25 protein-coding genes are annotated in these 23,111 nt (G+C 37.5%); 15 read left to right on the plus strand and 10 right to left on the minus strand.

The annotated features are described in order from the left end of the window. Nucleotides 1-36: 36 nt before the first annotated feature. Complete coding sequence (gene uraH, locus G9371_RS02135; RefSeq protein ID WP_029424662.1) at nt 37-438, minus strand: hydroxyisourate hydrolase; 402 nt, start codon at nt 436-438, stop codon at nt 37-39. 10 nt (nt 439-448) lie between these two features. After that, the gene (locus tag G9371_RS02140; protein ID WP_086221458.1) at nt 449-916 is read right to left on the minus strand and encodes a GlcG/HbpS family heme-binding protein; all 468 of its coding nucleotides are present in this window, start codon (nt 914-916) and stop codon (nt 449-451) included. A 125-nt stretch (nt 917-1,041) separates the two neighbouring features. On the opposite strand from G9371_RS02140, the gene G9371_RS02145 reads away from it, so the two are divergent. The 10 genes from G9371_RS02145 (at nt 1,042) to G9371_RS02190 (ending at nt 11,357) form a co-directional block, all read left to right on the plus strand. Further along, entirely contained in the window at nt 1,042-1,713 is a 672-nt protein-coding gene (locus tag G9371_RS02145; protein WP_002055638.1) for a heavy metal response regulator transcription factor, read from the plus strand. Further along, on the plus strand, nt 1,710-3,113 hold the full coding sequence (locus tag G9371_RS02150; protein ID WP_029424664.1) for a heavy metal sensor histidine kinase: 1,404 nt from the start codon (nt 1,710-1,712) through the stop codon (nt 3,111-3,113). Before G9371_RS02145 ends, G9371_RS02150 begins: the two co-directional genes overlap by 4 nt. 96 nt (nt 3,114-3,209) lie before the next feature. Further along, complete coding sequence (locus G9371_RS02155; RefSeq protein WP_002157711.1) at nt 3,210-3,773, plus strand: lipocalin family protein; 564 nt, start codon at nt 3,210-3,212, stop codon at nt 3,771-3,773. A gap of 119 nt (nt 3,774-3,892) precedes the next feature. Continuing rightward, nucleotides 3,893-4,864: an acyl-CoA desaturase gene (locus tag G9371_RS02160; protein ID WP_029424665.1), complete on the plus strand. Its 972-nt coding sequence runs from the start codon at nt 3,893-3,895 to the stop codon at nt 4,862-4,864. Then, nucleotides 4,861-6,123, plus strand: coding sequence for an NAD(P)/FAD-dependent oxidoreductase (locus G9371_RS02165; protein ID WP_029424666.1), 1,263 nt, complete (start codon nt 4,861-4,863; stop codon nt 6,121-6,123). The genes G9371_RS02160 and G9371_RS02165 overlap by 4 nt, the downstream gene beginning before the upstream one ends. A gap of 21 nt (nt 6,124-6,144) precedes the next feature. Continuing rightward, nucleotides 6,145-6,936: a DUF1365 domain-containing protein gene (locus G9371_RS02170; protein WP_029424667.1), complete on the plus strand. Its 792-nt coding sequence runs from the start codon at nt 6,145-6,147 to the stop codon at nt 6,934-6,936. Then, a complete protein-coding gene (locus G9371_RS02175) occupies nt 6,933-8,132 on the plus strand; it encodes an SAM-dependent methyltransferase (RefSeq protein WP_029424668.1) in 1,200 nt (399 codons plus the stop codon). Before G9371_RS02170 ends, G9371_RS02175 begins: the two co-directional genes overlap by 4 nt. Nucleotides 8,133-8,161: 29 nt before the next feature. Beyond that, nucleotides 8,162-8,941 carry a DUF1295 domain-containing protein gene (locus G9371_RS02180; RefSeq protein WP_029424669.1) on the plus strand — a complete coding sequence of 260 codons (780 nt, stop codon included), beginning with the start codon at nt 8,162-8,164 and terminating at the stop codon, nt 8,939-8,941. Nucleotides 8,942-8,949: 8 nt separating this feature from the next. Beyond that, on the plus strand, nt 8,950-9,996 hold the full coding sequence (locus G9371_RS02185) for an SAM-dependent methyltransferase (protein WP_029424670.1): 1,047 nt from the start codon (nt 8,950-8,952) through the stop codon (nt 9,994-9,996). Between the two features lie 32 nt (nt 9,997-10,028). Beyond that, nucleotides 10,029-11,357, plus strand: coding sequence for a sensor histidine kinase (locus G9371_RS02190; RefSeq protein ID WP_000598238.1), 1,329 nt, complete (start codon nt 10,029-10,031; stop codon nt 11,355-11,357). Here G9371_RS02190 and G9371_RS02195 read toward each other — a convergent pair. The 4 genes from G9371_RS02195 to G9371_RS02210 all read right to left on the minus strand — a co-directional run bounded on the left by G9371_RS02195 (nt 11,354) and on the right by G9371_RS02210 (nt 13,761). Beyond that, a complete protein-coding gene (locus G9371_RS02195) occupies nt 11,354-12,049 on the minus strand; it encodes a response regulator transcription factor (RefSeq protein ID WP_000526534.1) in 696 nt (231 codons plus the stop codon). The genes G9371_RS02190 and G9371_RS02195 overlap by 4 nt on opposite strands. Before the next feature lie 17 nt (nt 12,050-12,066). Beyond that, on the minus strand, nt 12,067-12,561 hold the full coding sequence (locus tag G9371_RS02200; RefSeq protein ID WP_029424671.1) for a chalcone isomerase family protein: 495 nt from the start codon (nt 12,559-12,561) through the stop codon (nt 12,067-12,069). Continuing rightward, the gene (locus G9371_RS02205; protein WP_000692365.1) at nt 12,528-13,100 is read right to left on the minus strand and encodes a nuclear transport factor 2 family protein; all 573 of its coding nucleotides are present in this window, start codon (nt 13,098-13,100) and stop codon (nt 12,528-12,530) included. Before G9371_RS02205 ends, G9371_RS02200 begins: the two co-directional genes overlap by 34 nt. 154 nt (nt 13,101-13,254) lie before the next feature. Further along, nucleotides 13,255-13,761 (minus strand): GNAT family N-acetyltransferase, encoded by a 507-nt coding sequence (locus G9371_RS02210; RefSeq protein ID WP_029424672.1) that lies wholly within the window; start codon nt 13,759-13,761, stop codon nt 13,255-13,257. 137 nt (nt 13,762-13,898) lie between these two features. Between G9371_RS02210 and G9371_RS02215 the strand changes: the two genes are divergently transcribed. Then, nucleotides 13,899-14,627, plus strand: coding sequence for an aspartate/glutamate racemase family protein (locus G9371_RS02215; protein WP_029424673.1), 729 nt, complete (start codon nt 13,899-13,901; stop codon nt 14,625-14,627). Between the two features lie 14 nt (nt 14,628-14,641). Here the strand turns inward: G9371_RS02215 and yddG are convergent, their stop codons facing one another. Continuing rightward, nucleotides 14,642-15,553, minus strand: coding sequence for an aromatic amino acid DMT transporter YddG (gene yddG / locus G9371_RS02220; protein WP_029424674.1), 912 nt, complete (start codon nt 15,551-15,553; stop codon nt 14,642-14,644). A 350-nt stretch (nt 15,554-15,903) separates the two neighbouring features. Between yddG and G9371_RS02225 the strand changes: the two genes are divergently transcribed. Both G9371_RS02225 and G9371_RS02230 read left to right on the plus strand, forming a co-directional pair. Beyond that, nucleotides 15,904-17,271 (plus strand): PQQ-dependent sugar dehydrogenase, encoded by a 1,368-nt coding sequence (locus tag G9371_RS02225; protein ID WP_000957805.1) that lies wholly within the window; start codon nt 15,904-15,906, stop codon nt 17,269-17,271. 27 nt (nt 17,272-17,298) lie between these two features. Continuing rightward, nucleotides 17,299-17,751, plus strand: coding sequence for a GNAT family N-acetyltransferase (locus tag G9371_RS02230; RefSeq protein ID WP_001166565.1), 453 nt, complete (start codon nt 17,299-17,301; stop codon nt 17,749-17,751). A gap of 57 nt (nt 17,752-17,808) precedes the next feature. Here the strand turns inward: G9371_RS02230 and G9371_RS02235 are convergent, their stop codons facing one another. Then, complete coding sequence (locus tag G9371_RS02235) at nt 17,809-19,011, minus strand: MFS transporter (RefSeq protein ID WP_001066100.1); 1,203 nt, start codon at nt 19,009-19,011, stop codon at nt 17,809-17,811. Between the two features lie 138 nt (nt 19,012-19,149). Between G9371_RS02235 and G9371_RS02240 the strand changes: the two genes are divergently transcribed. Together G9371_RS02240 and G9371_RS02245 are read left to right on the plus strand one after the other, a co-directional pair. Beyond that, complete coding sequence (locus G9371_RS02240; protein ID WP_001151706.1) at nt 19,150-19,716, plus strand: TetR/AcrR family transcriptional regulator; 567 nt, start codon at nt 19,150-19,152, stop codon at nt 19,714-19,716. Nucleotides 19,717-20,144: 428 nt separating this feature from the next. Then, the gene (locus tag G9371_RS02245; protein WP_000347180.1) at nt 20,145-21,443 is read left to right on the plus strand and encodes a dicarboxylate/amino acid:cation symporter; all 1,299 of its coding nucleotides are present in this window, start codon (nt 20,145-20,147) and stop codon (nt 21,441-21,443) included. Between the two features lie 240 nt (nt 21,444-21,683). On the opposite strand, the gene G9371_RS02250 is transcribed toward G9371_RS02245, so the two are convergent. Together G9371_RS02250 and gloB are read right to left on the minus strand one after the other, a co-directional pair. Beyond that, nucleotides 21,684-21,887 (minus strand): hypothetical protein, encoded by a 204-nt coding sequence (locus G9371_RS02250; protein WP_000758190.1) that lies wholly within the window; start codon nt 21,885-21,887, stop codon nt 21,684-21,686. Between the two features lie 356 nt (nt 21,888-22,243). After that, a complete protein-coding gene (gene gloB / locus G9371_RS02255) occupies nt 22,244-22,975 on the minus strand; it encodes a hydroxyacylglutathione hydrolase (RefSeq protein ID WP_001270564.1) in 732 nt (243 codons plus the stop codon). Nucleotides 22,976-23,111 lie beyond the last annotated feature (136 nt).

The raw sequence follows: 23,111 nt of genomic DNA on the forward strand, positions 1-23,111 counted from the left end.
CCTTTATTTGTACAACAGATAAAGGGGGTTTTTATTTTAGTTGCCTCTATAGGTTGAATAACCGTAAGGGCTAAGTAGTAACGGAATATGGTAGTGATTTACGCTTCCATCGACTTTAAAAATTACTGGAACCTCGGCAAAAAAAGTTTGTTGTTTGTTCTTCTTAAACCAGTCTTCAGTTTTAAAGGTAACTTTATAAACTCCTTGCTCTATTTTTTTATTTTCTGGATAGAGCGCAGTAATACGACCATTTGAATCGGTCACTTGCTGGTTGAGTTTAACCCACTGGTTATTGGTATTTTTTTCTAAAACCACTTCAACCTGAGAAGAGGGCAAACCCGTCTCTAGGTTTAACACATGAACACTTAGTGGATTAGTTTGTGCAAATGTAGCTGAAGCTATAAATAATGAAGATAAAGCAATAAATGATTTAGTCATGATGAACTCCTTATGAACGAAAAACGGTTTCAATGGCTTTGCTTGCGCATTGATTGTCATTTTGTGCGCCGCCAGCACCTGCAACCCCAATGGCTCCGATCACTTGGTTCTCAAAACGAACAGGTACGCCACCGCCTAACAAAAGTAAATTTGCTACGGTAGTTAAATTTTTTGCATCGGGGTTTTGGTTACTATTTTGGCTTAAAACTAAGGTCGATGTTTTGGTAGATAACGCGGTATAGGCTTTTTTCTCGGCAGCCATTAAGTTATGCGGGCCCACCAACTCATGCCGTTCGGCAGTTAATGGATTACCACCGCGATCTACAACAACAACCGCAATGTTTTGATTTAATTTTTTGCATGCCTCTTTTGCACTGTCGGCTAGCAGGTGGGCAGTTTGAAGATCTAACGAATAAACTTGATTCAAAGCAGGGGGCTGTGCAAAAGTACTATTACCGAATAGCATGGCTGCTAACATCAGCCAGTTCAATTTTTTCATGATGATTGCCTCTATGTCGCTTTGAAAATCTTAAACAAATTGCTTAATTTCAAGCATGACAATCACATTACAAAGTTGTCATCTTTCAAATGAGTCTCTACAAAATGCGTATCCTTATTATTGAAGACGAGATCAAGATCGCCACTTATTTGGTCAAAGGATTAAAAGAGTCTGGATATCAAGCGGAGTGTGTTCACTTAGGGCTGCAAGGTTTGGAAATGCTAAAGAGAGATCAATATGACTTGCTTATTCTTGACGTCATGTTGCCAGACATAGACGGCTGGAGCGTATTACAGGTCCTACGTCAGTTTTCAAAAATTCCGGTGATTTTCTTAACGGCAAAAGATCAGGTCATAGATAGAGTTAAAGGGTTAGAGTTGGGCGCAGATGATTACTTGGCTAAACCTTTTTCCTATATTGAACTGTTGGCACGCATTAAAAGCCTGTTAAGACGACAGCAATATCTGCAAGAAAATGAGCTATCTATTAGTGATTTAAAGATGGATGTGGTTAGCCATAAAGTTTGGCGTAGTGGCAACTTAATTGAGCTGAGTAAAACCGAATTTAATTTGTTGCGTTATCTATTGCTCAACAAAGAGCAAATTGTGACACGCAGACAAATTGGTTCAGAAGTTTGGAACATTAACTTTGACACTGATACTAACTTTATTGACGTTGCAGTACGCCGTTTACGAAGCAAAATTGATGAGGGATATGAGCTAAAACTCATTCATACCATACGTGGCTTGGGCTATAAAATTTCGGTTAGCTTATGAACTTTAAATTTCTGCGTTCTCTTGAAGTCCGTATTACATTACTGGTCACGCTTTGTTCTGCCTTAATTTTATGTTCAGTCGGCTTTATGACCTATTTGGGTATTAACCAGATTTTATTAAAGCAGCAAGATAAAGCTTTAGCAGACAGAATTAACCGTTTGGAAATTTTGCTCCAAGATAGTGAAAATGTAGAGCAAATCATTGCGCGTCCTAAGCTGTATCAAAACATGCTTGGCAACCAAGACAACTTATTTCTTTTTATTCATAAAGACAAAACTTTAATTAATATCAATCCGCTTCACATTCAACTACCTCCGCTTGCACAGCGCGACAGTCTTCAATTTCAAGATTTAGCTAACAACTCATATCCAACGAGAATTGCGTGGAAAACCATAAAAATTAATAACGAACCTTATCTGCTCATTGCAGGTAAACAATGGTCGGAACGCATTAATATTCTTTTACCTTTTCAAGAAAGTCTCTTGATCTATGTGGTCGGGGGCGTGTTTGCGATCTTTGTGCTTTGCATTTTAGTGTGTCATTTAGGTTTAAAGTCGCTACAACAGCTTCGCAAGCAAACTCATTCTATTAACGTAAATCAGCTACAAAAACGGTTAAACCTCCCAAATTCACCTTTAGAAGTTGATCTGCTTTCAAAAGATATAAACCACATGCTTGAGCGTATTGAAAAGGGCTATACCCAGCTCAACCGTTTTTCTGAAGATATCGCACATGAGTTCCGCACACCTTTAAATAATCTGATTGGGCAAACCGAGATTGCTTTAACTGGCGAACGTTCGGTTGAGCAATATGAAGATTTGCTAGTGTCCCATTTAGACGACTACCACAGATTAAAACGCATGATTGATAGCATGCTTTTCTTGGCAAGAGCCGATCAGAAAATGGTGCTTGTAAACAAACAAGAAATAAACCTCAAAGATGTTATAGATGGGCTATGCCAGATTTTTGAATATCAGGCCGAGGAACAAGACTGTCATTTTAGTTTTAACTTAGAAACTCAAAAGTTATTTGCAGATCCTGAGCTTTTTCAAAGAGCCGTTTATAACCTGATTTTAAATGCGTTGGTTCACGGTGGTGACAAGCGAACTATTTATATCGCAACAAAACATAAGATGATTGAACATAGGCAATGGGTGAGTCTGACCGTGGTAACGGGCGGGATTTCAATCGCAGATCATCAACTTGAGCATCTTTTTGAAAGATTCTACCAATGCCATTCAAGTCGAAGTGATCAGAATCAAACAGGTGGATTAGGCTTATCGATTGTTGCTTCAATTATGGATCTGCATCATGGCCGCTATAAGGCTTGTAACACGGTCGAGGGTGTGTGCTTTGAGCTTGATTTTCCAGTTGCAGATGCTGCAAAGAAATACAATTAAACTCTTATTAATGTTGCTTAATTTTTAAAATTCACACTTTGTTCACAGCCCTCTGACGTATGTTTAAAAACATGAAATAAACAGAAGAGGGCAATCATGAAATTATTATTTAAGTCACTCATCATCAGCAGTAGCCTTGCAGCGGTGAGCTTAATGCTTCCTTTGAGCACCTTTGCAGACACCAATACTAAACCTGTCGCTGTTGATTCTATCGATATTAATAAATACGCAGGTAAGTGGTATGAAATTGCGCATTTACCTATGTTTTTTCAGCGTAATTGTGTAGCCAATACAACTGCAAACTATTCTATTAACGCGGACAAAACCGTTGGTGTTTTAAATAGCTGTACGACTAAAAAAGGCGAAATGATCTCATCTGAAGGAGTTGCTTATCCGCAAAATGAAGGCAACAGTAAATTGAAGGTAAGCTTTTTACCTTCTGGCCTTAGATGGATTCCTTTTACAAAAGGCGATTACTGGGTTTTAAGAGTTGACCCAAATTATCAGGTTGCTTTAGTCGGTGGCCCAAGCCATAAATATTTATGGATTCTTTCTCGTAGCCCTCAACTTGATGAGGCGACATATCAGTCTTATCTGCAAACCGCAAAAAGCTATGGCTACGACGTTTCCAAACTCGTTAAGACAACCCAGTCTAAATAGTGAAATGCTGGTTGCGTAGATGCTTATATTTATCTCGTAACCGAGTGAACTTCACATAAAATTCATTGCGCATTTTCTAAATTAGAACCAAAAGAAATGCTTTAGATCAGGAAGAATCAATGTCTAAATTTTTTCTGCGCTGGATCGATAGCTGGTCAGATTCAGAAAATGCGCAAGTGGGTGCTTCTAGCGAATATGTCATTGAAAAGAAAATTCAATGGTTAAGAATTATTCCTTTTATTTTATTACATATCGCTTGTTTAGCAGCGTTTTGGGTGGGCGTATCTTGGTTCGCGGTTGTTTTCATGCTGGGTTTTTATTTTCTTCGCATGTTTGCAATTACCGCTTTTTTTCACCGCTATCTTTCGCATAAAACTTTTCAGACATCACGTCTTGTTCAATTCATTTTTATACTGATCGGAACCATGAGTGCTCAGCGTGGACCTTTATGGTGGGCAGCCCATCACCGTTATCACCATCACTTTACCGACACCGATCAGGATCCGCATTCAGCGAAAGCAGGTTTTTGGTATTCGCATGTAGGCTGGTTTTTAAATGAGCAAAATTTTGCCACTCGAAAAAAAGTCATTAAAGATTGGTTGAAATATCCAGAGCTGATTTGGCTAGATCGATTTAGTTTGCCTATTGTGATTTTGACGGCCTTAGCAATTTATGGTTTAGGTTCGTGGCTTGCACAACATTTTCCTGAGCTGGGCACCAATGGCTTACAACTTTTAGTGTGGGGATTTGTGATTTCCACTGTTCTATTAACACATGCAACCTTGTGTATTAATTCACTCGCTCATCGTTATGGCTCACGTGAGTTTAATACCCCAGATGATAGCCGTAATAATTTTCTACTTTCTTTAATTACCTTGGGTGAAGGATGGCACAACAACCATCACTTTTACGCAGGCAGTGTGCGACAAGGCTTTTATTGGTGGCAGATTGATATCACCTTTTATGTGCTTAAACTGATGTCTTTATTTGGTTTGGTGTGGGGGTTAAAACCAGTACCAGACAAGGTTTATCAATATAAAAAGATTAAAGACTTATCGATAGAAAAAATTGAAAACGGTGAAGTGTTATGAAAATTGCCATTATTGGTTCAGGTATATCTGGACTTTATGCAGCTTGGAGATTGTCGGAACAACATCAGGTCACTGTGTATGAAAAAAATAACTATTTTGGTGGTCATACTGACACTCACGAGCTAGAGATAGAAGGCACTAAATTCGCGGTAGATAGTGGTTTTATTGTGTTTAATGACTATAACTATCCGTTATTTACCGACATGCTTAAAAAATTAGGTGTAGAAACTCAAAGCAGCGATATGAGTTTTTCGGTGAATAATCTGGTCAGTGGACTTCAATATAACCCTTCAAAAAAATGGTCGCTCTTTGCCCGTCCGCAGAACTTTTTAAACCGAAAATTTCTGCAAATGCTCTCAGATTTGCTACGTTTTTACGATGACAATAAAGATATAGATGTGGCGGATATCGATCCTAATTTATCGATTGAAGACTATTTGGACCTTCACAAATATAGTCATGAGTTTCGTTATGAACATCTTTATCCGATGTGCGGTGCCTTATGGTCGGCACCCGTTGAGCAGGTAGGCCAAATTCCATATCGATTTGTCGTGAGCTTTTTTCAGCATCACCGCATGTTGCAGTTAAAAGACCGCCCACAATGGCAAACAGTTAAACATGGTTCGGCAAGCTATATTCGTGCTATTCAAAAAAAATGCCGATCCATTGAGTGGAAATTTGCAGAAGTAAAAGCTGTGAGTCGTTCACCAGAAACAGTTTTGATCGAAACCGTTGAAGGGCAAGCCCAATATGACTGGGTGATTTTTGCGAGCCATGCTGACGATAGCCTAAGTTTAATTAAAGATGCGTCGGAGCTTGAACAAGAAATATTAAGCCAATTTGGTTATCAAGATAATCGAATGGTCGTCCATCGTGATCTTTCAATTATGCCAAAAAGCCGTTTGCAGTGGGCAAGCTGGCATGTACATGTAACACCAAAATCTCAAGTTCAAAACGATGAGTCCGACATACATTATGGTTTTACCTACTGGATGAATAATTTGCAGAATTTATCCTGCGCTACCCAAATTTTTTCTACTTTAAATCCGAATATGAAAATCAAAGCCGAAGACATCTTGGTTGAGCGGCAATATCGACATCCTGTATTTGATGCAAAAGCGATTAAAGCTCAATCTCGTTGGCACGAAATTAATGGGCAAAATCGTACTTCATTTTGTGGAGCATATTGGGGCTGGGGCTTTCATGAAGACGGTGCCCGCAGTGCAGCACGTGTTGTTGAGCAACTCTTAGCGTTATAAGAATAAGTAAGGAGCTTTCAAATGTTATTAAATAAACTTGCTATCGCTCCTGCGTTTATTCGTCATCGGCGTTATAGCCCTAAACCGCATGAGTTTACATCGACCTTAAATTATTTATGGTTCGATCCAGATCAATTAGTTGATATTACAAACGATTGTTCACTTTGGTCGACGGATCATTGGAATGTATTAAAGCTATCTAAAAATGATTTTTTAAACATGTATCACGGTTCTATAAGAGACAGAGTAGAGAAAGCGATACTGCAAAATAATCACTTACATCTTCGGCCAGACTGGCAAATTCGAGTCTTGGCTTTGCCGCGTTGTTTAGGCTTTCGGTTTAATTCGGTCGTATTTTATTTTGTTTTAAATAAAGTCGGAAAACCGCTCTTTATTCTTAGTGAAATCACCAATACCCCGTGGAATGAACGAAAAGTATATACACATGACTGTATAAAACAACAAGGTCAGGTAGGTGACTATCAAAGTTTCGATTTTAACTTTGAAAAATCATTTCATGTTTCGCCGTTCATGCCCATGCAGCTGACTTACCGTTGGCGATTTAGTTTTTCAGATCAGCAGAATGTCATTCACATGCAGCTTTTGGAAGAGCAAAAACAAGTCTTTGATGCCACTATGCGTTTTGAGCTTGTGCCCATCACATTTCCTTCACAGCAATATCGATATGCTCTTATGAACAGCTTAGCGCCTTTTAAAATGTTGTTTTCAATATATTTAGAGGCATTTAAGTTGTGGCGAAAAAAAGTTCCATTTTATCGTCATCCTAAAAAGATCAAGGTAGATAAGACATGATAAAAACATTTTTTTATGGTGAAGATGACTCACTACCGTTATTGCTTAAGAGTCTTCTCAAACTACGTCATGGACAGATCACTTTTCAGGGCGCATGGAATGGGACGGTCGGTGAAGTTTCAGACTTACATGCTGTGATTGAAGTTCACAATCCTTTATTGATGGATCTTATTTTAAAAAATGGTGTTTTGGGAGCAGCAGAAGGCTACATTCGTGGTGACTGGAGCAGCGAGCACCTTGTCGAGTTGATTCAGATCTTGGCACGTAACCGAGCTGTATTGGACCAAATCAACCAAAATGTTATTGCTCAAGCGAGCCAGTTTTTTCTTAAAGCTTGGTATCAAAATCGAAAGAATTCTATAAGTGGTAGCCGTAAAAATATTGCCGAGCACTACGACTTAAGCAACGACTTTTTTAAATTATTTTTAGATCCGTCTTTAATGTATTCGAGCGCCGTTTTTGAAAATGAAAACATGACTCTCGAAGAAGCATCTGATTTAAAAAAAGAGATCATTTGTAAAAAGTTGGATTTAAAACCACTAGATCATTTGGTTGAAATTGGAAGTGGGTGGGGTGGTTTTGCCATTTATGCAGCTCAACATTATGGCTGTAGAGTAACCACCATTACCATTTCACAAGCTCAATATGATGAAGCCGTTACTCGTGTAAATGAAGCTGGCTTGGCACATCGAATTGATGTTCAACTCAAAGACTACCGTTTGCTCGAAGGAAAGTTCGATAAGCTGGTTTCAATTGAGATGGTTGAGGCGGTTGGTGCGCAATATTTATCGACATACTTTGATCAATGTAAAGCACTATTAAAACCGAAAGGGTTGGCATTTATTCAAGCTATTACCATTGAAGATTTCCGGTATAAAAAAGCATTAAATACAGTTGATTATATTAAGCGCTATATTTTCCCGGGTAGCTTCATTCCTAGCATAAGTGTATTAACTCAAACTGCTTCTGAAAGTGGTTTAAGGTTAAAGCATTTAAATGATATTGGTTTAAGTTATGCGCACACACTTCATCACTGGCGAGCGCGGTTTTTAACAGCGCGGGAACAAGTATTGGCTCTAGGTTTCGATGAAAACTTTATTCGCATGTGGGATTTTTATTTATGTTATTGCGAAGGCGGTTTTAAAGAAGGCGTGATAAGCAATGTTCACTTGTTGTTTGAAAGTACCAGTTACTAAATCAAACAGCTCAAGTAAGGAGACTGCTCATGTTTTGGAATTTACTGATTCTAGATTTAATGATCATGTTGCTGAGCTGGCTACTTGCCACTCTAAATGGCCGAGCTGGAATAGTAGATGCTGCATGGAGTTTCTGTCTGGCAGTAAACATTATCGTGTCTTCTTTACTCATTTCAGTTGCCCCAGTTGAAGTGCGTCTTTTTATCGGTATTTTTAGCGGCTTATGGTTTTTAAGATTATTTTGGCACCTGTTAAGACGTTATCAATCTGAACAAAAAGAAGATGGCCGTTACGCGAGCATGCGTAAAGCGATGGGTAAGTTTCAGCATATTGGCTTTTTATTCTTTTTTATCTTCCAAACACTTTTAGTGCTTTTGTTCTTTTTGCCGATGTGGATGCTCCTCAATGTAGGGGCAACTGAATGGAGTAGTGGATATAAAGTCGCTTTAGTGATTGCTGCTGTCATCATGGCAATTGCTTTCATTGGAGAACAACTCGCTGATCAGCAGTTATACCGATTTAAATTAAATCCAGATCATCATGGCAAAACGATGGATCAGGGTTTATGGCGTTATTCACGTCACCCCAATTATTTTTTTGAATGGTTACATTGGTTTGCCTACCCAATTATTGGTTTAGCGGCAGGCCAATATGTATTGTGGATTTATCCGTTACTGATGTGGCTATTTTTATATTACGTCACGGGTATTCCATTTAGTGAAAAACAAGCAATTAAAAGTCGCGGTCAAAATTATCTTGATTATCAACAAAAAACATCAATGTTTATTCCGCGAAAACCCAAAAAATAGGTGCGCATATGGATTTTATTGTTCATCAGTCTTTAAAAATTGTTGAAAGTGGTGTGATTCCAGATCATGCAATTCGAGCTGCAATTCGTGCTTTAAGTAAAAAGCGCTTAATCCAAGAAGGCCGTTATGACCCTGAACAAGGGGCACAGCGCTACATGGATGTGCTTAATATGCTGAAGAAGAGCGAAATCGCGGTTGAAACGGATAAGGCAAACGAGCAGCACTATGAATTGCCGACCGAGTTTTTTCAGGCGGTGCTTGGAAAAAGACTCAAATATAGTGCATGTTATTTCCCTACTAAAACCACAACTTTAGATGAGGCAGAAGAGTTGGCTCTTCAGCTTTATTGTGAAAGAGCACAACTTAAAAACGGTCAACAGATTTTAGAGTTAGGCTGTGGTTGGGGTTCTTTAACTTTGTGGATGGCAGAAAACTATCCACGCTCACAAATTACGGCTGTTTCAAATTCTGCAACGCAGAAAAAGCATATTCTTCGGCAAGCAGAGTTAAGGGGTTTAACCAACGTTGAAGTGCTTACCTGTGATGTAAATGTACTCGACTTAGACCAAGACAAGTTTGATCGTGTTGTATCGGTCGAAATGTTTGAACACGTCCGTAATTACCAACGTCTTTTTGAAAAAATTCAGGGCTGGTTAAAGGCAGACGGCTTACTTTGGTGTCATATTTTTTGCCATCGCTTTTTACATTATCCTTTTGAAGTGAAATCAGATTATGATTGGATGTCCAAGTATTTCTTTACTGGCGGATTAATGCCGTCGACTTCGACTTTTTTGCATTTTCAAGAGCATTTAGAGTTGGCCCAACAGTGGCAGTGGTCGGGTGAGCACTATATGAGAACGGCAAATGCTTGGCTTGATAATATGGATAACCAAGAAGTCGAACTGAAACCACTGTTTAAAAAAATCTATGGAAAAGATGCCAATATTTGGTGGCAACGCTGGCGTATTTTCTTCATGGCTTGTGCTGAGTTATTTGGTTTTGAGCAAGGTCAAGAATGGGTCATTGGTCACTTTTTATTTAAAAAGCGATCATAGTAATTTCTATAGCCTATCCCGGCGATAAAGATATGATAAAAACTCGACATGATGGCAAAGCGAGTCATCCATTAGCCCAAATGTTCAATCGATATTACTGGTTGCAAATTGGTCTGATTGCATTATCGATCGTGGTCGGGTTGGCTTGTAGTGCTTGGGTGATTAAGGGTTCTTTACTTAAAACCGCTTTAGAACAGGAAATGGAGCATTACTGGTTACGTATAGAACGTAACCCAAATGCTGATTTACCAGATACCAAAAATTTATATGGATATCGGTGGAATACACAGGTCGCGCCTCAACCTTTTCGGGGCATGCATTTAGAAAGTGGCGTGCACCGAGTATTCGTTGATGGTAAAGAACGAATGACGGTCTATGGTGAGCGTAATGGTCAACATGTTCTATTGGTATTTGGCGAAAGCAATGTTAATAAGCTGATCTGGTTATTTGGTCTTGCTCCACTCATGTTCAGCTTATCTGTTCTATATAGTTTTTTGTGGTGGTCAAACCGAAGAGCAAGACGCTATTTTTCCCCAATTACGCGTTTAGCAAATGCTTTAGAAAATATTGATTGGGCACATCAAGACACTCAGGCATCTCCTTTTAGAGATATTAATACCAATGGCAATATGGAAGCCGAATATCTCAAACAAGCTTTAGAAAAATATCATCAGGTTTTAAGTGATTTTATTCGACGTGAAAGAGAATTTACTGGAGATGTGAGCCATGAGTTACGCACTCCACTCACCATTTTGAAAGGTAATGTACAACTGTGTCAGGCGAAATTCGGAGACGATAAATCTTTAGTCCGTCTTCATAACACAATTGAAGATATGCAGTTGCTCGTCGATACCTTACTGGCGATTGCTCGGAATACGGTAAAAAGCTTGCCGTCTGAGAAAAATTTATTATCCAAAACGGTAAAAGATCTTGTTGAAAGTTTAGAAGCGGTGAGCGCGGGTAAAGGGATACAGATTAATATTCAACCTGATGTTTCTGAACAGCCGCGTTGGTTATATCCTTCTATGACTCAAATGGTTTTAGGTAATATTTTACGTAATGCGCTGAACTATTCTCAAGGCTCACAAATCGACATTATTCAACAAAAAAACAGCCTGATTATTGCTGATAATGGAATTGGAATTTCTTTACCTAACGATGTGAAAGTGCAAGAGCTCAGCGATTCGCAACTTTCCTTAAAGGCTAAAGGTCATGGCATTGGTTTGCAATTGGTACAAAAGCTTTGCAAACAACTAGGATGGAGAGTGGAGCTGTTTGATCGACAATATTATTTAACCACTCATCCTGAACTCGATTTGGAGCCAACCACAGGCTTAATTGTTGTGGTCTATTTAAGTTAAGTCGCGGAATCTTCCAAAGCAATTTTTAAACCGACACCTGCCACTGTATGTAATAGCTTTGGGTCAAAAGGTTTATCAACCATTTTTCTTAAGTTATAGATATGACTGCGTAACGCATCACTTTCAGGCTCTTCGTCGCCCCATAATTCCATCATCAGTTCTTGCTTGGTCACCACTTTTGGAGACTGGCGCATCAAAATTTTTAATAGTTTGAATTGAATAGGGGGTAACTCGATATTATTTCCAGCACGAACCACGGTTTGAGTTGCGCTATCAAGAATTAAGTCGTGAATTTGAATTTTATGGTGAGTGACTTCGCCAGCTGCTCTTTTTATTAATGCACGAATCCGCATCACTAGTTCATTAAAATCAAAAGGTTTTACCAAATAATCATCTGTTCCAGCGGTAAAACCTTTAAGTTTGTCATCTAAAGTATCTCTTGCTGTGAGCATAAGAACAGGAATATCAACGCCTTGTTCGGTGCGTAGCCAGTTGCATAGGTCATAACCCGAGCCATCGGGCAAATTTATATCTAGCAACAAAAGATGATAATGCTGAGATTTGAGAAAAGTGCGTGCAGCCTCTAAATTACGTGCATGATCGACAACATAACCATGCACTTCAAGAAATTCGCAGACCGTTGCTGCAAGTTCAAAATGGTCCTCAACCATGAGGATAAAGTGATTACCCATGAGATTTTATTAAGCCATTAATTTAATAATTGTTGTTTTAATTTAGCATTAAACGGTTCACTACCAAACCAGATTTTAAAATATTGATTTGCATTCGGATTGTTCAAAGAACCGAGTAGCTTCTGGTTTAATTTCAGTTCTAGTTTTTGATTTTCATGTTGATAATAGAGACTATAAAGATCTCCACTCTTAATTGGCCTATATAGTTCATTAATATGATTAAGCGGAGATTTAGCATCAAAGCCGCTAACATTTTTCTTCAAAAAGTGCGTGGCTGCGCGTTTAAATGCCCATTCGGGAATATCGCGGTTATAGCTAAAGTCCATTTTGATGCTTTGGCTTTGCCAATTTTTTTGGCAATCTTCAGCAAAGTAACTGACATTTCCCACCTTTTTACTCGTAACCATTAAAGGTGCTGAACTGCATTTTCTCAATTCAGCCGCATTGGCTTGAGATACGATTAAGATTCCTAGAAATATCAAGATTCGACTTTTTTGAACGGCAATATCCATTTATATACTCCTCCAAATATGGGTAAAGAACGGTAGAGGCCATTCGCTGGATCCCAATAATCTTGCTGGAAAATAATTTTTTGTTGGTCATTAATCTTAATTTGACTAATTCCATAAGAAGCCATTGTTTTTGAACGACCTAGCATTTTAAAGTCATAGGTCATGTACCAATGAATGTAGGCTGTATCTTGGTGATGAGTTGCACTAATGAGTTTTACCGTGACATTATTCACTCGGGCATTCATGCCTTCAAAATGCTTAATCAGATCTTTCTTTTGAGAGAACTGCGAGAGTGTATCGTTGATATAGAGCTGATCAGCGTAAAGATTGCTAGCATTATTAACAAAAGAAGGAGTACCGAGCGTATTAAATGCAGCGACAAAACGATTGCCCACATCTAGCGCCTGTTGGTCATCTAATTCTATACCAGTAATTTTTTGTTCAGCTTTGCCATAGTCACCTGAGTAGCTAGGCACACTTTTACACGCCGTTAAACCTGCCAAGGTAATCAGCCCTAGGGCTGTAGTTATAATTTTCATGTCTATATCCGAGCCAACTTTATAAGATTAAATTAAAGAGCTGGTCGTGAATTTTGCGTGAATTCTTATGTTTTATGATTTGGGTTTAATAGTGGTTTTCTTGAAACCAATAGATCTTCATTCACTTAAAGTTTTTTAAGGTAATACGTTATTTTTATCGAAGAAATGACAGGTCTTTTTTGAAAAAGATAACATCCATATTCATGTAACTAGATGAATTTGTTTTTTCAAAACCAAGTTTATTTAATAGGTTGTGGGCAGGTAAATTATCTTTTTCTGAAAAAGCGATCACATGCTTAAAGTTTCGACTTTGCATGTCTTCTAGTAACTTAAGTGAAGCTTCAACAATATAACCTTTATTTCGCTCAGTTTTAATAAGTCTAAAACCTAGTTCAGCTTCTGTCTTGCTATCAACCTCACAAGTTTCAAAACCACAATAACCAATAATTTTATGGGTATCTTTTAAAACGATAGTCATCTTGCCAAAATTATGATTTTTATAGTGCTCCAAAATTTCTAAAAAACGAGTCTTTGCAGCTTCAGTTGTTAAGTCACCATAAGGTGAAAAAGCCATAAAATCTTTGTCTTGTAACATCTCAATGACTGTAGATAAATTTTCTTGAACAAATGGTTTTAAGATTAAGCGGTCTGTTTCTAACATAGAGTTCTTATTAAATAGTTTAAAAAATTATAGCTTATAAGATGAATAATAATTCAATAAAGAAAGCAATTTTATTCTAGCTGCGCTTTACCCATAAGAGATATAGATAAGTTTTGCATAAATAGAAGGATTCAATAATGAAAACAATCGGCTTATTAGGCGGAATGAGTTGGGAATCTACAGCGCTTTATTATCAACAAATCAATAAAATGGTTCATCGTAAATTAGGAAAATTGCACTCAGCTAAGGTCATTATTAATAGTGTCGATTTTGAAGAAATAGCAGCCTTACAATCGAAAGGTTTATGGCAAGAAGCTGGAGCCTACTTAGCTGAGCAAGCACAAAATTTAGAAAAAGCAGGGGCAGACTGTATTTTAGTCTGTACTAATACCATGCATAAGGTAGCACCTCAAATTGAAGATGCCATTACGGTTCCATTTATACATATTGCTGATGCCACAGCAAAAGAAATTTTAAGTCAAAATATCCGAAAAGTTGCACTGTTGGGGACAGCTTTCACCATGGAGCAAGACTTCTATAAAGCCAGATTACAAGATCATGGAATTGAGGTGATTATTCCAAATGATGCAAATCGGAAAATAGTACATAGCATTATCTATGACGAGCTTTGTTTAGGTGTGATCAACCCCGATTCGCAAAACAAGTATATGACCATTGTTGAAGAGTTGATTGAGCAGGGTGCCGAGGGGATTATTTTGGGGTGTACCGAAATTTGTATGTTGATTGGTGATATCAAATTTTCTGTGCCTCTATTTGATACCACCACCATTCATGCGAAAGAAGCTGTAAATTTTGCATTAGAGCAAAAAACGGCAGCCCGTTCTATTGCTGCTAGTTCGGTATAAATACTCATCAGCTTTTAATTTATTCTGAAATAGGAACGTATCACAGCCCAATTTGTTGAAAGCCAGCAGATAAGTGAACCCGCCGTGACCATGGCTGTACCTTGCCAAAAACTGATTGATAACTCTGTCTGTAAAACCAGCATGGCAAGTAAAGATGAAATGATTGGGGTAAAATAAGAAGCAACCACCAGCATGGTAATGTTGCCATGAATAATGCCAATATTCCATGCTGCATAACCGAGACCAATTGCAGCAGAAGCAACGATTAAAGATAAAATTGTATTTAAATCGAGTGAAGGTAAATTCACTTGGCCGCTAAAGAGCAATTTTAGCCATAAGGTTAGGGCAACACCAAGAAAGAAAATAGAAATAGGGTTTTGTCCTTTACCCATTTTCTTGGTCAACACACAGTAAAAAGCCCAAATAATGGCACCTATAAAGGCCAAAATATAACTTAAAGGATTACTATGAAAATTATCGACAACACGACCTAAACTAAAATCTCCGTTCCCGGTCTGAATAAAAATGATACCGGAAATTGAAATGAGTAATCCTAAAATAATAAACACATTAAATTTTAACTCTCTAAAAATAACAAAAGCTAAAACAGTCAGGCTTGGCCAAAGGTAGTTCACAATACTTACTTCAATCGCTTGTTGCGCCGTCTTTGAATAGGCAAGTGCAAATGAAAAGCAAAGCTCATAAGCAATAAATAAAATTGCCCCTAAAATTAAGTATTTTTTAGAAATTAATTTAAAATTTGGCACCCTAAAAATAATGAGCAGGAGTAAAGCACTTAAGGAATAGATCAGCGTAATGCCAACATCTGGACCGATTGCAGTCGTAATATGTTTTACGAAGCCTACCATAGAGGCCCACATTAGGATGGCACTTAAACCAATCAAGGTTGCTAAATTTTTTGACATAAGAAATAAATGAACTTAATTGAGCACCTGAGCTACAGTGAAAGTTAAAAATAATTAAAGTAAGTCAGGGTAAAGGAATTTTTAATTAAAAAATAGGCACGATAGACCAAATTACCTAATAAGTATTATCAGCCAACATAAATACTTTTGGTAATTAAACTAAATGTCAGGTATTAATTTATGGCTAAGCATTAGGGTAAGCTAAACCTCTAGAAAACACCCAGTTATGTATTAAAATTTTAAAAATATAGACTGTAATGCTCAGTACAGTTAAATAAATCAACTATAAGTCTCTCTTCTAAAGCATTACCCTGTGTTTATTGCGAAAAAATAATAAATGGAGATAAAAGATGCTTACACGTTTTTTACTGCCGATTTTGGGCACTACTGTTTTAGTTACAGGCTGTGCTTCTTCCTCTCAATATCCGATTAACGAGAGTTATGGTCCGGAACCAAAGTTGCCTGAACCGAAAACAAGCTTATTTCCGACCGTAAATATAGCACCGGCACAAGGTTGGCCAAGTGGTGTGATGCCGACTCCGGCGGAAGGTTTAAAAGTAAAAGCATTTGCTAAAGGACTTGAGCACCCACGTTGGCTCTATGTATTACCAAATGGTGATGTGCTGGTGGCTGAAACGGATGCTCCACCTAAACCTGAAGACAGCAAAGGGATTAAAGGCAAGATTATGACCTTCGTAATGAGACGGGCAGGGTCATCTCATCCAAGTGCAAACCGAATTAGTTTACTACGTGATACGAATGGCGATGGTATAGCTGACCAAAAAACGGTATTCCTTAAAAACCTAAACTCACCGTTTGGTATGGCACTGGTAGGAAATCATTTATACGTTGCCAATACGGATTCACTCATGCGTTTTCCTTACCAAGAAGGTGAAACCCATATTACTTCAACCGGTACTAAAGTATTGGACTTACCGGGTGGGCCTCTAAACCACCATTGGACCAAAAATGTTATTGCCAATCGTGAAGGTACAAAGCTCTACATTACCGTTGGCTCCAATAGTAATGTGGCCGAAAATGGTCTAGATCAAGAAAAAGGCCGTGCACAAATTATGGAGTTTGATATTGCAAGTGGTCAGTCACGTCCATTTGCAACAGGACTGCGTAATCCAAATGGTATGGCTTGGCAGCCTCAAAGTGGCAAACTTTGGACAGTTGTAAATGAGCGCGATGAAATTGGTAGTGATTTAGTACCCGACTATATGACGTCGGTACAAGATGGGGCTTTTTATGGCTGGCCTTATAGTTACTATGGTCAACACGTAGATGTACGAGTCAAACCACAAAATCCTGATATGGTGGCTCGTGCAATTAAACCAGACTATGCTCTAGGTAACCACACTGCTTCGTTAGGTCTTGCATTTTATACAGCCGAACTCATGCCACAATTTAGAGGCGGAGCATTTATTGGACAGCATGGTTCTTGGAACCGTAAACCACATAGTGGATATAAAGTCATTTTTGTGCCATTTAGAAGTGGTCAGCCCTCTGGTCCACCGCAAGATATTTTGACAGGGTTTTTAAGTGAAAAAGGCAAAGCGTATGGGCGTCCTGTCGGGGTGGCAATTGATTTTTCGGGTGCAGTATTAGTCGCAGATGATGTTGGTAATACAATATGGCGTGTTTCACCAGTTGCTGAAACAACTTATGAGAGTCCAACCCAGCAATCCATTCGTAGTTCAGTGACTCAACCTTAAAAAGGTTGGACAAAATAGGTTTATTTTATGCAAATATTACGGTTATCTGATTACCCTCAATACAAAGAAATGGCTGCACAGTGGTTTTCTGAAAAATGGCAAATTCCTGTGGAAGCATATCTTGAGAGTATTCAGATTTCCATTGATCAAAAGCATGCTATTCCACAGTGGTACATTGTTTTAAATAAAGATAAGCATTTAATTGCTGGATCAGGAGTCATTGATAATGACTTCCATGAGCGTAAAGATTTAACACCAAACTTATGTGCTTTATTTGTAGAAGAGAACTATCGAAACCAAAACATTGCAAAACACATTTTAGATTTTGTACGTGAAGACTTGAGTAATCAGGGCATCCAAACACTTTATTTAATAACAGACCATACCGAGTTTTATGAAAAATGTGGTTGGCGGTTTTTAACGTTGGTAAAGGATGAGGAAGGCGAGATGGTACGTATGTATGTAGCAGATACTTTTTAATAGAACTTAAAGAGCATCTATTAAAAAATAGCCTCTAGTGAGGCTATTTTTTATGGCTTATTTATTTTTAAAATTTTTAATAATCATTAGAAGGGCGACCAGTGACAATAAGATAATAAAACTAATATAACTATTTGCCGTACTCATCAGCCCAATTTTACCTACAAAATAGCCAGCTAAAATTGCAGGAATACTAAAAGCCAAATAACTTTCAACAAAAAAAGCAGCCATAAGACCCGCACGTTCTTCGGGAAGTGCCAATGGCATTACACTACGAATAGCCCCCATAAACGCCGTACCAAAACCAACTCCAGTAATAATAGAACCTAAAAATAGAACTACTGCATTGGTTAGGTTAATGGCGATGAATAAGACAATGGCACCAATAGCAATCGAGAGCGTACCGGTTAATAAAATACGGAAATTTGTCGACTTCCTAAGCGTTAATATACCTACCGCACCGGAAAGGGCGAGCGCCATAAACATAATCCCGTTTAGCCATGCCGATGACGTGTGGAAAATTTTTGCCAGTAAAGATGGCATAAGCGATAGAAAGAAACCACTGACCATCCAAAGTGCAATGTTAATCGGGCTAATACTCAATAAAGCGCTTTTTGTCTGTGGGGGAATAGCCATATTGGGTTTTAATGAAGCAAGTGCACCGGATCTTCTTTGTGCGGTTTCTGGAGTAAGAAAACTTAAAATGAGTTCACAAATAAGAAGAAAACATAAGAACTCAAAAACAAGCTGTAAGGGGTGGGCAGAGAATTGCAAAATAGAACAAGTCAGAAAAATCCCAACAGCCATACCTATCATTGGTGCAATACTATTAATTAGTGAACCATGAAGCTTACTAAAATCTAAAATTGCTGCGCCTATAGCTGAAACAGCAAGCCCTGTTGCGATTCCTTGTAAGCCTCGTGCAATGAATAACATCGAAACATCTGAAGCAAATAAGAAAAAGCTCATTGAAATAATTTGCAGAGAAATAGCTGCAATAATGACTGGGCGGCGTCCAATATAGTCAGACAAAGAACCAATAATGAGTAATGAGCCAAGCAGCGTAAAAGCATAGGTGGCGAAAATCAAAGTCAATGTAACCGGTGAAAATTGCCAAAGCTGTTGGTATAGGCGGTAGAGTGGTGTCGGCGCACTAGATGCGGCCATGAATGTCATGAGCGTGATGGTATTAAGTGTCAAAGCACTTGCCGCATCTAACTGAAAAACAGCTCTTGACCGTTTTGAACTTGAATTGTTCATATAAGATGAATAACATAAAAGCAAATATTTAGCTTTTATACATTATTTTTCCACTAAAGCAAATCCTTAGCTTTAGTGTATTTTGTATATAGTTATAAATATTTATAAATTTTTTTGATCCCTTTACAGAGTTTATAAATGGCAAAAGTTGTTACTGGATTACGCCCTGGTGGACGCAGCGAAAGAATACAAACTGCGGTGCATCAAGCTGTAAAAGAACTACAAAAAGATTTTGAGCAAAGCCAAATTACTATTCCTATGATTGCAGTGCAGGCAGGGGTTACACCTTCAACCATTTACCGTCGCTGGGGTGACATCAATCAATTATTTTCAGATGTAGCTTTAAATGAACTCAAACCTGATATGGAACCCAAAGATTTAGGCTCGTTCCAACAAGATATTACAGCATGGGTTGAGCAATATTTTGAAGAATATGCTTCAGAGGTTGGGCAAGACTTATTGCGAGATGTACTCTATACATCAAACTCGGATTCTAATGCCCGTAAATGTGAGACTTTAATTATCCAGCAACTCGATATTATTCAAAACAGGGCAAAATTACGTAATGAGCTTACTATACCTAATCAGGAAATCATCGAGGCAGTAATTGCACCTATGTTATTTCGAATTTTATTTACCAATCATGATCTTAGTCTTGAGTATGTATATGACCTTTTAAACCGTCTTTTTATAAAAAATAAGTAGATAAAATCTATAAAAAGACTAGTCCCTTGTTTTTATTAAATAAATATATATCAATCTTTCTTATTATTTAAAAAGTAAATTCTCATAATTTAAGATTGATATGAGGATGAGTTAATCATTTATTTTTGAAATACTTGTTCTGCTCATTTAAAAATCAAAAATAAACATAGATAATGCATGATGTAATTAATTAAATTATTTTATAAACATGCATTTATGTAAATTTTTAAAGACTTTGAGTTTTATGAAACTTATTGAGATAAATATTTTCTATACAAAAATATGCATGGTTTTTAAATTTTACATTTTTTAAATTTATGACACAGGGTGTTTTTTATTCTTTACAATGGCTCCACTTCATTTAAAGCAGCTTGTGGTGCACGCTTTATATTTTATTTTTTTATCCCCATCGAAAAGGTATTTAGATAATGGATTTCAATACCCTTGACCAAGAAACGGTACAGAAAAAACAAAAGTTTCATCAAATTTTGTATGTACAGGTCATCTTTGCAATTATTTTGGGCATTTTAATTGGTCATTTTTACCCAGAACTTGGCGAGAGCTTAAAACCGCTTGGTGATGCATTCATCAAAATCGTCAAAATGATTATTGCTCCCGTAATCTTTTTGACAGTGGTTACCGGTATTGCCAGCATGACGAACATGAGTCGAGTTGGGCGAGTGACAGGTAAGGCAATGCTATATTTCCTTACTTTCTCTAGCCTTGCGCTTGTGGTTGGTATGATTGTGGCTAATATCATTCAACCTGGTAAAGGCTTAAATATTGACCCGGCAACCTTAGTCAACGATAAAGTAAATAGTTACGTTGAAAAGGCTCATGCTACAAATATCACTGACTTTTTCATGAATATTATCCCGCAAACATTAGTGAGTCCGCTTGCTGGTGGTGAAATTTTGCAGGTTCTATTTGTGGCAGTCCTATTTGGTATTTCTTTAGCTGCCTTGGGTGACCGTGCACGTCCAATTACTGATTTTTTAAATAACCTCACGGCTCCGGTTTTCTATTTGGTTGGTATGTTAATGAAACTTGCACCAATTGGAGCTTTTGGTGCTATGGCATTTACTATCGGTGCGTATGGAATTGAATCAATCGGTAATTTATTACTATTGATTATGACCTTCTATATCACGGCAGTGCTGTTCGTATTAATCATTTTAGGGGCTGTAGCACGCTACAATGGCTTTTCAATTATTGATTTAATTCGTTACATCAAAGACGAACTCTGGTTAGTTTTAGGTACAAGTTCTTCTGAAGCTGCTTTACCATCTTTAATGGATAAAATGCAAAAAGCAGGTTGTGAAAAATCTGTAGTAGGTCTAGTCATTCCGACAGGTTACTCATTTAACCTTGATGGAACTAACATCTATATGACTATGGCGGCTTTATTTATTGCACAAGCATGTAATGTTGATTTATCAATTGGTGAGCAGGTTGCATTGCTTTTAGTGGCAATGGTGAGTTCTAAAGGTGCGGCAGGGGTAACGGGCGCAGGCTTTATTACACTCGCAGCTACTTTATCGGTAGTACCTGCTGTACCAGTGGCAGGTATGGCGCTTATTTTAGGTATTGACCGTTTTATGTCGGAGTGTCGTGCATTAACCAATTTAATTGGTAATGCATGTGCAACCATTGTGGTTGCCCGTTGGGACAAAGCTCTGGACAAGGACGTACTAGACAAAGCATTACGCAAATCGAAAACGAATTAATTATTTAATTTTTTAATTCGAAATAAAAAACCTGTAGCAACTGGCAAATCGGGAGAGGTGCTGTGCTACAGGTTTTATTATTTAATAATCAAAAAATATAATTTAAAAACTATCTACTCATTAATAGTTATTAAGGAAAGCCACTATAAAAATTTCACAAATTCTCGTATAGAACTACTTTTTAAAAAGCAGAACTTTTGAGTTACCTATACTATAAATAGTATACAAAATAGCCTAGGCTTATGCTTTTAAATGATCCTCAAATTCTTCACCTAACTGCATTGCTAAAGCATTACCTGCCAAATCACAGGTCACTAAGCCATATTCTTTTTTAAAACTGAAAGTAAAACCTTTTCCATCAGCAAGGTTTTTAACCGAATACCCTAATTTTTCTAACCAAATACGGAACGCAATTAAATTTTTCGCTTTAACAACCTTTTTCACGTGAGAACTCCTTCTATCCGTGTCTTACACCTTATTTATTAATAGGGATTTACTCGAATTTTTTAAAGGGGGAAAACTTTGTTTTATTTTGCATCTTGTAAAAAAAGTAAAATAGATAAAGCAATATCCTTCATTTTATAAATTTATTAAGTTTTTATGTAATTAATCTGAATGTTTATAAATTTTAAGTTTTTGTTTTTTGTATAGATTTTAAAATAATGATATTGGATTAAAATTTAATCAATTTAAATTAATCTAAAATCAATAAATGTAAAAAATAATTTCATGCAACATGCTTTATTCAAAAAGATACAGTTCTTAAAATTAAACTGTATCTTGGTTGAAAGCTTATAATCTTAAAAATTGTCTTTCAAGCTACGTAAGTGAGCGAACTCATCTACACTTTCAGCACGTAAAAAGGGATTTGTTGCTAGTTCAAGTTCAATACTACTTGGCAGGGTAATTTTACCTTCTTGACGAAGCATACGGACTTGTTCAGCACGTTCTTGCAGTGCGTGGTTTTCAGGCTCTACACTCAAGGCAAATTCCGCATTAGAAAGTGTATATTCATGTGTGCAATACACTTTGGTTGCAGTGGGTAGTGCAGCAAGACGATTTAGTGAGTGGTACATCTGTTCTGCTGTACCTTCAAATAGTCGCCCGCATCCCATTGCAAATAAGGTATCTCCACAAAAGAGGGCATTAAGCTCTTCAATAAAATATACAATATGACCTAAGGTATGGCCTGGTGTTGCAATAATCTCTACTTTTAAATCATTAAATTTTAGATGATCATCGTGTTGTAAGGGATGAGTAATGCCAGGGATTTTACTTAGTTCATCTCTTGGGCCATATACCGCCATAGGCGTGTTAGCCGTTAAATCAGCAACACCGCCGATATGGTCTTTATGCCAATGGGTAAGCCAAATCTGTTTTAAAGTTAATTGATGTTCTTGGCAAAAGTGGGTGACTAACTCAGCCTCTGTTGGATCAACTGCAACAGCTTCATGAGTCTCAGTATCTTCTAAAATCCAGATATAGTTTTGTAGGGCATTTTGCACATCAATATAATGAATTCTATAACGCATTTTTTTATCCTGAAACTAAATCCAAAAGCAGTATCTACGGGCTAATTTTGATAATAACAGAAATTACCTTGAGTAACCTGTCTAATAAAATGTCCTATAAATTAGACTCTCTAAAATAAAAAAGCCCTCATAAAAG

This window comes from Acinetobacter sp. EKM10A (assembly GCF_011075215.1).
Taxonomy (GTDB): Bacteria; Pseudomonadota; Gammaproteobacteria; order Pseudomonadales; family Moraxellaceae; genus Acinetobacter; species Acinetobacter baumannii.